This is a genomic window from Rahnella sp. Larv3_ips (genome assembly GCF_003697865.1).
GTDB lineage: Bacteria > Pseudomonadota > Gammaproteobacteria > Enterobacterales > Enterobacteriaceae > Rahnella > Rahnella rivi.
On the sequence record NZ_MJIB01000021.1, the window covers coordinates 500,546 to 512,922 of the forward strand.

At 54.6% G+C, this 12,377-nt stretch carries 12 protein-coding genes; 7 read left to right on the forward strand and 5 right to left on the reverse strand.

Annotated elements, in window-relative coordinates:
- Positions 1 to 36: 36 nt before the first annotated feature.
- From ED901_RS21820 to ED901_RS21835, 4 genes are all read right to left on the reverse strand, one after another.
- Positions 37 to 804: a CDP-diacylglycerol diphosphatase gene (locus ED901_RS21820; protein WP_122097219.1), complete on the reverse strand. Its 768-nt coding sequence runs from the start codon at positions 802 to 804 to the stop codon at positions 37 to 39.
- Positions 805 to 863: 59 nt separating this feature from the next.
- Positions 864 to 2,186, reverse strand: coding sequence for an MFS transporter (locus ED901_RS21825; RefSeq protein ID WP_056775693.1), 1,323 nt, complete (start codon positions 2,184 to 2,186; stop codon positions 864 to 866).
- A gap of 287 nt (positions 2,187 to 2,473) precedes the next feature.
- Positions 2,474 to 3,613: an inner membrane protein YhjD gene (gene yhjD, locus ED901_RS21830; RefSeq protein ID WP_122097220.1), complete on the reverse strand. Its 1,140-nt coding sequence runs from the start codon at positions 3,611 to 3,613 to the stop codon at positions 2,474 to 2,476.
- A gap of 84 nt (positions 3,614 to 3,697) precedes the next feature.
- Complete coding sequence (locus tag ED901_RS21835; RefSeq protein WP_122097221.1) at positions 3,698 to 4,597, reverse strand: LysR family transcriptional regulator; 900 nt, start codon at positions 4,595 to 4,597, stop codon at positions 3,698 to 3,700.
- Positions 4,598 to 4,723: 126 nt separating this feature from the next.
- On the opposite strand from ED901_RS21835, the gene ED901_RS21840 reads away from it, so the two are divergent.
- Positions 4,724 to 5,482 (forward strand): SDR family NAD(P)-dependent oxidoreductase, encoded by a 759-nt coding sequence (locus ED901_RS21840; RefSeq protein WP_122097222.1) that lies wholly within the window; start codon positions 4,724 to 4,726, stop codon positions 5,480 to 5,482.
- 20 nt (positions 5,483 to 5,502) lie between these two features.
- Here the strand turns inward: ED901_RS21840 and ED901_RS21845 are convergent, their stop codons facing one another.
- Positions 5,503 to 6,249: a flagellar brake protein gene (locus ED901_RS21845; RefSeq protein ID WP_056777153.1), complete on the reverse strand. Its 747-nt coding sequence runs from the start codon at positions 6,247 to 6,249 to the stop codon at positions 5,503 to 5,505.
- Positions 6,250 to 6,615: 366 nt separating this feature from the next.
- On the opposite strand from ED901_RS21845, the gene ED901_RS21850 reads away from it, so the two are divergent.
- The 6 genes from ED901_RS21850 to ED901_RS21875 form a co-directional block, all read left to right on the forward strand.
- The gene (locus ED901_RS21850; RefSeq protein ID WP_122097223.1) at positions 6,616 to 7,194 is read left to right on the forward strand and encodes a cytochrome b; all 579 of its coding nucleotides are present in this window, start codon (positions 6,616 to 6,618) and stop codon (positions 7,192 to 7,194) included.
- A 31-nt stretch (positions 7,195 to 7,225) separates the two neighbouring features.
- The gene (locus tag ED901_RS21855; protein WP_122097224.1) at positions 7,226 to 7,768 is read left to right on the forward strand and encodes a M48 family metallopeptidase; all 543 of its coding nucleotides are present in this window, start codon (positions 7,226 to 7,228) and stop codon (positions 7,766 to 7,768) included.
- Positions 7,769 to 7,848: 80 nt separating this feature from the next.
- Complete coding sequence (locus ED901_RS21860) at positions 7,849 to 8,298, forward strand: sigma-70 family RNA polymerase sigma factor (protein ID WP_240993995.1); 450 nt, start codon at positions 7,849 to 7,851, stop codon at positions 8,296 to 8,298.
- Positions 8,295 to 9,071: an anti-sigma factor gene (locus ED901_RS21865; protein ID WP_122097226.1), complete on the forward strand. Its 777-nt coding sequence runs from the start codon at positions 8,295 to 8,297 to the stop codon at positions 9,069 to 9,071. The genes ED901_RS21860 and ED901_RS21865 overlap by 4 nt, the downstream gene beginning before the upstream one ends.
- A 314-nt stretch (positions 9,072 to 9,385) precedes the next feature.
- Complete coding sequence (locus ED901_RS21870; protein WP_122097227.1) at positions 9,386 to 11,035, forward strand: malate:quinone oxidoreductase; 1,650 nt, start codon at positions 9,386 to 9,388, stop codon at positions 11,033 to 11,035.
- Between the two features lie 395 nt (positions 11,036 to 11,430).
- Positions 11,431 to 12,377: malate:quinone oxidoreductase (locus tag ED901_RS21875; RefSeq protein ID WP_162997930.1), on the forward strand; the 947-nt coding region annotated here is incomplete at its 3' end.

Below are 12,377 nucleotides of genomic sequence, written 5' to 3' on the forward strand. Positions count from 1 at the left end.
CGCGTTTCGGCATGTCTCCCGCGCTGTTTATCTGAATCACTTAGGCACGGGATCCAGTACCTTGCAGTCATGGTCCTGGATCTCTTCGGTGGAGGCATTATTGAGTTTCAGTAAGTCACGTTCGCTTGCCAGCAGCAGGTAATCGCCGCCTTGCAGGCTGACCATCGCCATACCGAAATGCCCCATCTTTTTGTCGGCGCCCGGCACGCCAGCGGCCAGAATGCGGAAAGCCCCTCGCTGATTCAGCTCAGAGGGGGTGACTTTGCGTGCCAGATAGGTGTGACCGAGCAGTTGATCAGGCAGTGTCTGCCAGTCGTATCCAAGCTGCGCGCTGTCTTTAATCAGCGTGGCTTTGACCTGTGGCAGCAGACAGGAAATATGGATGTGCAGCTGGTTCTGCGACCGTCCGTATTGTGAGTTGATTGCCAGTGAGACATTACTGTCGTCGATCGGTTTTCCGTATTTCTCCGCCATAAAATGCCGCGCACTCCAGGCCTGACTGAAGAAATTCGGCGTGGCCGGTTCCAGCAGTGCCGGGCTTTCCATGCCGGTGATCCGCGCACTGGGCATCAGTAAATACTGCAACGGGCCGTTCAAATCTTTCAGTACCACAAATCCCTGCTGTTCATCGACCTGCGCACAAGGCGCGGGTTTTCCGCTGCTGCGCTGATTAGGCACGCATTTCTGACTGATGATATTCCACAGGGCATTAGGATTTGAGGTGTGAGGCCAGAAGAACCAGAAAGCGGCGGCAATCACGATAAGCAGAAGCAGGGCAGGCAGGATCAATCGTCGTAAGCGCATAAGAAACCTTCGCAGAAGGCACCGTGCCGGGCGCATACCGGGCACGGTGTCCAGGTCAGTTACAGTGACTGATGGGCGGTTTCTTTGGACAGCAGCAGCGCAATTAACGTCAGCGTTGCCATAAAGGCCAGATAAACGCCCACATAGAACAACCCGTAATGGGTTGCCAGCCAGGTGGCGATGTACGGCGCAACGGACGCACCCAGTATCGAAGACACATTATAGGAGAAGGATGCGCCGGTATAGCGAACTTCCGTCGGGAACAGTTCCGGCAGCAAAGCCCCCATCGGGCCGAAAGTCAGGCCCATCACCATGAATCCGCACAGCAGGAACACCATCACCAGTGCCTGCGAGCCGGAACCCAGAATCGTCGGGAAGCTCAGCGCGAAAACGATCATCAGCAGCGTAATGCAAATCATGGTTTTGCGACGGCCAAATTTGTCGGCCAGCTGGCCGGCAATCGGCACCATCACGCCGAATCCGATCACCCCAAGCATCAGCATCAGCAGGAACTCATTACGCGGAATGCCCAACCCGACAGGTTTTGCGGCAGTGCCGTAACCGAGTGAATACACGGTCATGATGTAGAACAGCGTGTAAGTTGCCACCATGATGAATGTGCCGAGGATAGTCGCTTTTTTGTATTGAGTGAACAGCGTGCCGATAGGCACTTTCACCTGTTTACCGGCTTTGGCGATTTTCGCGAACACCGGCGTTTCATGCAGCGAAACGCGAACGTACAGACCGACCAGGACCAGCACGGCGGAGAGCAGGAACGGCACGCGCCAGCCCCAGGAAATGAACTGTTCGTCAGTCAGCAGCCACGACAGCAGCAGGAACATGCCGTTAGCAAAGAAGAAGCCGATTGGCGCGCCGAGTTGCGGGAAAGAGCCGTAGAGCGCGCGTTTTTTCGGTGGCGCATTCTCGGTGGCGAGTAATGCCGCACCGCCCCATTCTCCGCCCAAACCCAGACCCTGACCAAAACGCGCCAGTGCCAGCAGCATCGGTGCGAACACGCCAATGGTGGCGTAAGTCGGCAACAGGCCGATGACCACCGTGGACACGCCCATGGTCAGCAATGAGGCCACCAGCGTGACCTTACGGCCAACGCGGTCGCCGAAGTGACCAAACAGCGCAGAGCCGATCGGACGTGCAATAAAGGCGATGGCAAAAGTAGCGAGTGACTGTAGCGTGGCGGCCGTCGGGTCGCCCTGCGGGAAGAAGATATGCGGGAACACAATGACGGCGGCGGTCGCGTAGATATAAAAGTCGAAAAATTCGATGGCCGTACCGATTAGCGATGCCACGATGACTTTGCCGCGGGAGTTCTGACTCACCAGGTGCGCGTCAGCTTCTAATTCTGGAGTGATAGTGGCTTGCATAAGTATTTCTTATTTGTAATGAGTGAGAGGGAACTAATGTAAATAAATGTATAGCGAAAAGGCATCTTAAGCAGAGCGCGACGGCATTTCAACGCGGCAGGGCGCAGGGAAAAGGGCATTTCAGGCGGGATCGGGCGATTGTTTTATTAACATCCTGTTTCACCCTTCATAAGTTCGGGGAACAGATGAAATGCAGAGTAACTGACTGGAAAACGGCAAAATAAAAGTGCACGCCTCAGTCAGTTATTCTGGTTTTCAGGGTAACGCAGAGACTATTTCAGTGCTAATCACTGCTTTTGTGCTTTGGTATCAGTATTAACGTCTGCGATATGTATTTCGTCTGGCACGATGACATGGTCAGGCGAGTATTCACTGTCGTTTACCGTTGTCCCTTTTGCTTTCTGCGCGGCTTTATCTTTGCGGTCTGGCATGCGCGGATCGTCTTTGTACTGCGCAGTGGCAATCCATGCGGCGACAAACAGCGTCAGGCGGGCAAAGAAATAGAAGAACGCCATCAGGCCGATCACCGAACCAAAGGCGGCACCGGACGGCGAGGTCGCCAGGCGCGGCAGCGTCATGGTCATCACAAATTTGATCACCTCAAAACCGATCGCCGCCAGCAGCGTTCCGCGCAGCAGGGCTTTTTTACGCGGTTTATGACGCGGCAGCATCCAGAATATCCACAGGAACAACAGATAGTTGGCCGCAATGGAAATCACCAGCGCGATGCTGGTCATCACCGGCCTGAGCCACTCGATTCCGCCCAGCCCCAGCGCATCCACAATGGATTTTTGCGCCGAACCGGCAATGGAGGTCAGCGACAGGGTGATGATCAACGCCAGCACCAGACCGGTCAGCGAGACGAAGTCACGGAAATAGCGGCGGTAGATTTTCTCCTGATCCTGCGGGTTACGCTCCCAGACATCACGCGACTGTGCGCGGATCGCTTCACGCAAATTCCCCATCCAGCTGATGCCGGAATACAACGCAATCAGCAGCCCGGATAATCCCACCGCGGTACGTTGCTGAATCGCCGTGTTCACCGTACTTTTCAGCGTGGCCGCCAGATTAGGGTCGCTGATGCTGTTGACGATCTTATTGATAAGCTCCGCCAGCAAATCCGGGTTCGAGGCCAAAACAAAACCGACGGCGGCGAACGACACCATCAAAATCGGGATCAGCGACAGGAACGAGAAATAAGTGATCGCCGCACCAAACTGGCTGCCGAGGCGATCATTAAACCGCTCGGTGGTGCGCAGCAGATGCGCTACCCATCCCCAGGATTTGACGTGTTCCACCAGGTGCGAAAATCTGCCGATGTTTTTATCCACCGTGTGATTGCCGGTTTTGATGTTAATCAGCGGCGTCGCTTCTTCCTGCTCAGCCGCGGCGTTTTTTGAAAGGTCTTCTTTTGAAATGAGGGGCATTGATCCATGTTGTCCTTAAAAGTGCATCCAGCCCTAAGTATAGACACCTGAGCGGCGCAGGCGACGGGGCAGCGGTTTAACCGCTCAGGCAATGAACGTTTGGGATATTTCTGTTAGCCAGTCCATGAACACTTTGACCCGCCGCGACAGGTTAAGGCGGTGCGGATAGACCAGCGTGACCGGCATCGGCGGCGCGCAGTATTGCGGCAGGACACTGACCAGCTGGCCGTTTGCAAGCGGGTCACGTACGCCCATCAGCGGCACCTGAATGATGCCCAGACCCGCAAGACAGGCGGCCACGTAGGTTTCCGTGCTGTTGACCGTCACCGCGCCACCGCTCCTGACGGTTTTCAGCTGTTTGCCGTCCAGATACTCAAAGACATCACTGTGGCTGCCGAGCGTTTGCTGGTAATGCACCATCGCGTGATGGGCCAGCTGTTCGGGGTCCTCAGGCGTGCCGTAGCGTTGCAGATAGCCGGGGCTGGCGCAGTTGATCATGCTGAGAGCGCCGAGCGGGCGGGCAATCAGCCCGGAATCTTTCAGCGTGCCGGAACGGATCACACAGTCAAACCCTTCGCGCACCACATCCACGCGGTGATCGGTGCTGCTCAGTTCGATTTCCAGCGCCGGGTAGCGGTTGAGAAACTCCGCCAGCCGTGGCAATACCAGATGCGTAGCCATGCCGACCGACATATCCACCCGCAGCCGCCCGCTGACGCTTGCCGGATTCGACTGAAACATCGATTCCAGCTCTTCCATATTGGCCAGCAGCTCTTTGCAGCGCTGATAAAACACCTGGCCGTCCTGTGTCAGTTGTACGCGGCGCGTCGAGCGGTGCAGCAAGCGGGCAGACATCCGGGTTTCCAGTTGCTGCACCAGACGCGAGACACTGCCCTTCGGCAACCCCAGACTTTCGGCGGCGCGGGTAAAATTGCTCAGTTCGGCGACACGCACGAAAACCTGCATCGATTGTATTTTATCCACATTTTACCCAATTGTTGTTTGAAATGAGACAGTGAAACTCATTATGGGCCATTTATCACGCGCGCGTAATCCAATAGGCTGGATTTCATCCAATGCAGCAGTGACATAAACATGATGAGGTCTGGAATGAACCGTAAAATCGCGATAGTGACCGGTGCAAGCCGTGGTTTAGGCAAGAATGCCGTTGAAAAGCTGGCAAAAAAGGGCGTGGATATCATTTTGACTTACCACAGCCAGCAGGACGCCGCGCAGGCGGTAGTGAAATCGGTCGAGGCGCTGGGCGGCAAGGCTGTGGCGCTTAAACTCGATGCCGGAGACAGCAGCAGCTTTGATGCGTTTGTAACCGGCGTCAGCCACCAGCTTCAGCAGATCTGGCAGCGCGATACCTTTGATTTTCTGGTGAACAACGCGGGCGTCGGGCTGCACGAGTCTTTCGCCAAAACCACCGAAGCGCAGTTCGATTTGATGATGAACATCCACCTGAAAGGGCCGTTTTTCCTGACACAAAAACTGTTGCCTCTGATGGCTGACGGGGGGCGCATTCTGAACGTATCCAGCGGGCTGGCGCGTTTTGCGCTGCCGGGCTCTTCCGCTTACGCCATCATGAAAGGCGCGGTGGAAGTGCTGACCCGTTATCAGGCAAAAGAACTTGGCGCGCGCGGTATTACCGTCAACGTGCTGGCACCCGGCGCGATTGAAACGGATTTCAGCGGCGGAATGGTTCGCGACAATCCTGAGGTCAATAAAATGGTGGCCGGTAACACTGCGCTGGGCCGCGCCGGATTGCCGGATGATATCGGGGATATGGTGGCGCTCATGCTCAGTGATGAGGCGGGCTGGATGACCGCCCAGCGGGTCGAAGCTTCAGGCGGTATGTTTATCTGATCCGACGTTTCTGGCCGGTATTAATCGTGCTGGAAACGCTTCGCTTTTATATGCTGTTGTTTTTCCAGCTCGAAAATAGCCCGTTGCAGGTCGCGTTCCTGCGCGGGTGACAAACGCGGAAACTTAAAGCTCAGCCGCTGGGTGCTGACCGTCTCGCCTTTATTGCTCACCGATTTACGCGGCATCGAACCGATATACTGCAAATCCAGTTTAAAGGTGCCGAGTTCCGCCAGCTGGATCAGCGAATCTTTCAGCACTTCGCCCGAGGCAATTTCCGGCAGGGTGGTGCCATCAATTTCCAGCCCCAGACCGCCAAGGGAAATATCCCTGACCCGGTAAGCAAAGTCACTGGCATCGGCTAATTTACCGCTGCAACGGTAATCCGGCAGCCAGGGTACGCTCACGCGGAAATATTCACGGCGTTGAATAAAATAGAGAACCGGCGGAATATCACAGATAAACGTAGGCAGGCCGTCGTAGGTGACCTGACGCACTTTTCCGCAGGCGAACTCCACTTTGGCACCCGCAGGCTCAGCGACAAAACTCAGCGTGTCTGCGGCCATCGCCAGACCGTTTTCATAATCAGAACTGCCCAGATCGAATAAGAACTGATGACCGTCGGCATTCACGTCCAGTATTTTACTGATAAATTGCCCACGGGAATGGGTGACCATCACCAGCGTCTGGTTTTTTTTCAGATCCCGTAAAACGGACAATATTGCCAGCGTGTTACGCTTAGCAAACGACTCTTTGGGTACTTCGCTCACCTGCCACACCTCATAATTCATTAATCATAAATTGCTGGCGCAGCCTTTGACGTATAAAGCGCCCGTTACGGTTATCGGCTACCCGGAATAAATCTTTATTGTACTGACCCTGATATTTTGCGCGGTTCAATGTGAAATTTCGGCGTCAGGTCAGGGAATATCTGCCGCCCTGAATCTATATATAGGCGATTTTTCACCCACGTGAGTATCATTTTTTCCCTCATCGGAATTTTATTACGCTGACTGTCTGGGCGGTCACGCCGGTCGATCAGTTTCCACTCATTTGAAAATTTTTCTCTTTTCATCGAATAAAAAACCGTGCTCAGGTGTTTACCTTCATATCGAACACTGACGGGTACCGTTCTTATGCAAAATTCTTCTTCTGTTCTTCGCAGCCGTTACGACGGGCTGACCATCCTTCTGCACTGGCTGACGGCGCTGGCCGTGGTCTTTCTGTTTGCCAGCGCGCACATCTGGGAAGTGCTGGAGCGCGGTACGCCACTGCGTAAAGGGCTGCAATCCGTGCATATCTCGGTAGGCATTCTGCTGGCGGCGATCATTGTCGGGCGTCTGCTGTGGCGGCTGTTCACCGTCAGTACGGGGCGCAGCAAACAGAAACCGATTGCCATGCCCACGCTGCTGAAAGCCGCTTCGCACCTGACCCATCTGGCGCTCTATTTACTGCTGGTGGCGCAGATCACCCTGGGCTTTTTATTCCGCTGGTCGCAGGCCGAGCCTTTCTATTTCTTCGGTTTATTTCCGATCCCGGATGTTTTCAATTTTGACAGCGTGATGACCAAAACTTTTGGCTCATTGCATAACAACGTGGCGTGGGCGCTGATTATTCTGGCTGGCGTGCATGCCCTGGCGGCACTTTTCCATCATTACGTTCTGCGCGACGGCATTCTGCGCCGCATGTTACCGGGCAGTGAAAGCCGCCCGTAAATCATCAATATGTACCCTACAGGACAACATCATGAAGACGAAAAAAACGGTTAACGCGCTGTCAGTGGCTTGCCTGGCGGCTAATTTGCTGCTGTTCGCGGGCGTTGCCCACGCGATGGGCGACGATTCCGACGCGAAAAAAACGCCGGACTGCCCGAAGGGGCAAATCTACGACAGCAAAACCAAAAGCTGTATGGTGGATAAAGGCAGCATGATTTCCGATCAGGATAAAACGCAGTACGCCTATCATCTGGCGAAAACAGGACGTTATCAGGAAGCGCTGACCGTGCTGAATACGCTCAAAGATCAGAACACCAAAGAGGCGTGGAACTATCGCGGCTACGCCACCCGTAAACTCGGGCGCACCGATGAAGGCATCAGCTATTATCAGAAGTCGATCGCCATTGACGGCAAGTACGCCAAAGTCCGGGAATATCTCGGCGAGGCTTATATGATTAAAGGGCGTCCCGATCTCGCCAAAGCCCAGCTGGCCACCATCAAAGGCTTATGCGGCACCGGTTGCGAAGAGTATCGTGATCTCAGCGCCGCCATTGACGGGCATCCTGAATCCTGAAAACGGGGAAACGATAAATCTCACCCACAGACTTACGTCACGAACTGAGCCAGTGTCTGGCCCGCCTCTGGCGCTATGCGATGGTGTTATCGCATAAGCGCGATGTGGCCGACGATCTGGTGCAGTCCACCTGCGTGCGTGCGCTGGAACGCAGCGCGCACGTGCTGGACAGCGCCGGAGTCGATCGCTGGCTGTTTTCGATTCTGCATTCCATATGGGTCAATGAACTCAGGGCGCAGCACGTGCGTCAGGGGCAGGGATTTGTCGATGCCAGTGAGCTGGATACGCCGGCCGATGCGTTTTCATTCGAAGATAAGCACTGGCACACGCAGGTGATGCAGCGGGTGAAGCGCCTGCCGGAAGCCCAGCGGAACGCGGTTTTTCTGGTGTATGTCGAAGGTTTTACCTATCAGGAGGCGGCGATGACGCTGTCCGTACCTGTCGGCACCATTATGAGCCGTCTGGCATCCGCCCGGCTGACGCTGGCACAACATGCCGGTAAGTCGTCACGACAGGGAGAGAAAAAATGAACGGTGAAACCTTATCTTCGCCATTTTCCGATGAAGTGTTAGTCGCGTATCTCGATAACCGTCTGAGTGAAAAACAGCGCGCGCAGTTTGATCAGCAACTGGCGCGTGATGACGTGCTCGGCGAGCGTCTGGCGCAGATGGCGCGCAGTAATTTGCCTTTCCACGATGCCTTTGGACTGATGTTGCAGGACGCGCCGGTCGGCAGGCTTCAGGCCGCGCTGGATGCCATCCCCGATGCGCCGGTTTCCCGCCCCGGCGGCGTCAGTCGTCGTGCCCTGATCGCCGCGTCAGTGAGTTTTCTGGCGGTCGGCCTGCTTGCCGGGCGCTATTCCACCACCTTGCCCGCCGAAAGCACCTGGCGCGATCGCGTGGCCGATTACATGTCTTTGTATTCCGCGCAGACGCTGGCGGACGTCAGTGATTCCGTGGAGCAGCAGCAAATCCAGCTCTCGCGGGTGCAGAAAACGCTGGGCATTGCGTTAAGCCCGGCGGGGCTGGTGGTGCAGGGCGCGGAGCTTAAAAATGCCCGCCTGTTGCATTACGACGAATATGATATCGCGCAAATCACCTATCTGGATGCGCGTTCCGGCCCGATGGCGTTGTGTATCACGCGCAGCGAACACCCTGGCAATACGGCGCCGCAGAGCGAAGTGCGGCAAAAGATGAACGTCATTTACTGGCGTGATTCGGGCTATAACTTCATGCTGATCGGCCACAGTCCGGCAGCCATTCTGGCGCAGCACGCCGCCACGTTGCAGGCACGCATCGCATGAGTGACGTGCTGATAGTTTCGTCACGGAACTAACTTATGTAATTATTTAAAGTATTAAACTATTTTTAATGCACGTAACGGCAATGTTAAAATGTTTACGAAATCTCGATAATATGAGTAATCGGTAACATTTGTGTGGTTGAATTGTCGTTCTGCACCGCAGTTTTCGTTACTCCCCATTATTGTCCTTTCATACTCTGTGGAAATAATCGCTTGTTTCCCACCGCGTCGGGTTGTTGATTTCGTTTATCCAGGGGAAATCTGGATAGCTTTCACCTGCAAAACTAAAACTAAACATTCAGAGAAACAGACGTCATGAGAAAGTTACTTGCCATGATCCTCTGCCTTAACGTGGTTGCCTTCAGTCAGTCAGCGTTCGCAGAAGATGAAAAGCCCGTGGATGTGTTACTGATCGGCGGCGGCATTATGAGCGCGACGCTGGGGACATACCTTCAGGAATTAGAGCCAGACTGGTCCATCGACATGGTCGAGCGCCTGGACGGCGTGGCACTGGAAAGCTCCAACGGCTGGAACAACGCCGGTACCGGTCACTCCGCGCTGGCAGAAATGAACTACACGCCGGAAAAAACCGACGGCAGCATCGATATCTCCAAAGCGGTCGAAATCAACGAATCCTTCCAGATTTCCCGTCAGTTCTGGACCTATCAGGTTGAGAACGGCGTACTGCACAACCCGCGCTCTTTCATCAACAGCACGCCGCACATGAGTTTTGTGTGGGGTGATGACAACATCAATTTCCTGCGTAAACGTTTTGCGGCGCTGCAACAAAGCACGCTGTTCCGTGGCATGGAATATTCAGAAGACCCGGCGCAAATCAAACAGTGGATCCCGCTGGTGATGGAAGGGCGTGACCCGGCGCAAAAAGTCGCTGCGACCCGCATTCCGATCGGTACCGACGTGAACTTTGGCGAAATCACCCGCCAGCTGGTGGCCTCGTTGCAGAAGAAACCTAACTTCTCCCTGAGCCTCGGCCATGAAGTGCGTGACATCAAACGTAACCCGGATAACACCTGGGACGTCACCGTGGCTGACCTGAAAAACGACGGCAAAGAAAGCGTCATCAAAGCCAAATTCGTGTTTATCGGCGCAGGCGGCGCGTCCCTGACGTTACTGCAAAAATCCGGTATTCCTGAAGCGGATAACTACGGCGGCTTCCCGGTCGGCGGCGAATTCCTGGTGACTGAAAACCCGGACGTGGTGAAACGTCATCTGGCAAAAGTGTACGGTAAAGCGTCTGTCGGCTCGCCGCCGATGTCCGTTCCACACCTCGACACCCGTATTCTGGATGGCAAACAGGTTCTGCTGTTCGGGCCGTTCGCCACCTTCTCCAGCAAATTCCTGAAAAACGGTTCCCTGTGGGATCTGTTCGGCAGCGTGAATTTCTCCAACATCATGCCGATGACCCACGTAGGCATCGACAACTTCGATCTGGTGAAATATCTGGTCAGCCAGGTGATGCTGTCCGACGACGACCGTTTCGATGCATTGCGTGAATACTTCCCGGATGCGAAGAAAGAAGACTGGCGTTTGTGGGAAGCCGGCCAGCGTGTGCAGATCATCAAAAAAGATGAGAAAGAAGGCGGCGTTCTGCGCCTTGGCACCGAAGTGGTCAGCTCGAAAGATGGCAGCATTACCGCGCTGTTGGGCGCTTCTCCGGGCGCATCCACCGCCGCACCGATCATGCTGCATCTGATGGAAAAAGTGTTCAAAGACAAAGTCGCAACGCCAGAATGGCAGGCCAAACTGAAGGAAATCATCCCTTCTTACGGCACCGAACTGAACGGTAACGTGGCGGCAACCGAGAAAGAACTGGGCGACACCAGCCGCGTTCTGATGCTCGATAACCCGCAGCCGAAAGCGGCAGAACCGGCTCCGGCGGCTGACAACTCTTCTGCTCCGAAAAAGGGTGAAGAGCAGAAGCAGGTGGCTGACGTCGCGCTCTGATCTGATTTGTTAACAAAACCATCGTAAAGGCGCGGGCAACTGCGCCTTTTTAACATTTGCGCTCCGCACGCTGTCCCTCCCCAACCCGATTTAGCACGAATTGCGCGTTCTTTGTACGCTAAAAATTCGCGCTGAACAGAGGCTGAAATCTCCGAAAAACCAGACAGGCTGCGGCCTGCATGATGATCTGCCTGGCGCATCTCCTCTTTTTTTGAAAGGTTAAATCCTTTTTTAAATTATGTAGTGATAATGTTATATTCGTTGCTGTCATTTGAAAAAATGAAGTTTCAGTAACGATCCCGCGTGTTTTTTTGCTAATTTCTTGTTCGAAGCCATAACAATATTCTTAAACGAATCGCCAAAAACAGAACTGAACATTTAGAGAAACAGACGTCATGAGAAAGATACTTGGTATGCTTCTCAACCGTGACTCACTGGGTGCCAGCGAGCCTGCGGCCGCAGAAGACGAAAAATCCGTTGATGTATTGCTGGTCGGCGGCGGAATTATGAGTGCCACCCTGGGGACCTACCTTCAGGAGCTGGAGCCAGACTGGTCGATCCATATGATCGAACGTATGGACGGCGTGGCGCAGGAAAGCTCAAACGGCTGGAATAACGCCGGTACCGGCCATTCCGCGCTGGCAGAAATGAATTACACCCCGGTGAAGCAGGACGGATCTGTCGATATCACCAAAGCGGTGGCGATCAACGAAGCGTTTCAGGTTTCCCGCCAGTTCATGGCATATCAGGTGCAGAAAGGCGTGCTGAATAATCCGCGCTCCTTCATCAACAGCGTGCCTCACATGAGCTTTGTCTGGGGCGATGAAAACATCGATTTTCTGCGCAAACGTTTTACCGCGTTGCAGGAAAGTACGTTGTTCCGTGGGATGGAATATTCAGAAGACCCGGAACAAATCAAACAGTGGATCCCGGCAGTCATGGAAGGCCGTGATCCGGCGCAAAAAGTGGCAGCCACCCGCACCACCGCAGGCACCGACGTCAACTTCGGCGAGGTAACCCGCCAGCTGGTCGAGGCGTTGCAGAAAAAATCCAATTTCACGCTGGCGAACGGTCAGGAAGTGCGCGATATCCAGCGCAATCCGGACAGAAGCTGGCGCGTCACCATCACCGATCTCCGCCACAGCCACAAACACCACGTCGTGAACGCGAAATTTGTGTTCATCGGTGCGGGCGGGGCGTCGCTGACGTTGCTGCAAAAATCCGGTATTCCGGAAGCGCGTGACTATGGTGGTTTCCCGGTGGGCGGCGAGTTCCTGGTAACAGAAAATCAGGATGTGGTGAAACGTCATCTGGCGAAGGTTTACGGCAAAGCCGCCGTTGG

Excerpts from the sequence above, each read along its gene's own strand:
- ED901_RS21820 (WP_122097219.1), bottom strand. The coding sequence starts at position 804 with ATGCGCTTACGACGATTGATCCTGCCTGCCCTGCTTCTGCTTATCGTG.
- ED901_RS21825 (WP_056775693.1), bottom strand. The coding sequence starts at position 2,186 with ATGCAAGCCACTATCACTCCAGAATTAGAAGCTGACGCGCACCTGGTG.
- yhjD (WP_122097220.1), bottom strand. The coding sequence starts at position 3,613 with ATGCCCCTCATTTCAAAAGAAGACCTTTCAAAAAACGCCGCGGCTGAG.
- ED901_RS21840 (WP_122097222.1), top strand. The coding sequence starts at position 4,724 with ATGAACCGTAAAATCGCGATAGTGACCGGTGCAAGCCGTGGTTTAGGC.
- ED901_RS21850 (WP_122097223.1), top strand. The coding sequence starts at position 6,616 with ATGCAAAATTCTTCTTCTGTTCTTCGCAGCCGTTACGACGGGCTGACC.
- ED901_RS21855 (WP_122097224.1), top strand. The coding sequence starts at position 7,226 with ATGAAGACGAAAAAAACGGTTAACGCGCTGTCAGTGGCTTGCCTGGCG.
- ED901_RS21860 (WP_240993995.1), top strand. The coding sequence starts at position 7,849 with ATGGTGTTATCGCATAAGCGCGATGTGGCCGACGATCTGGTGCAGTCC.
- ED901_RS21865 (WP_122097226.1), top strand. The coding sequence starts at position 8,295 with ATGAACGGTGAAACCTTATCTTCGCCATTTTCCGATGAAGTGTTAGTC.
- ED901_RS21870 (WP_122097227.1), top strand. The coding sequence starts at position 9,386 with ATGAGAAAGTTACTTGCCATGATCCTCTGCCTTAACGTGGTTGCCTTC.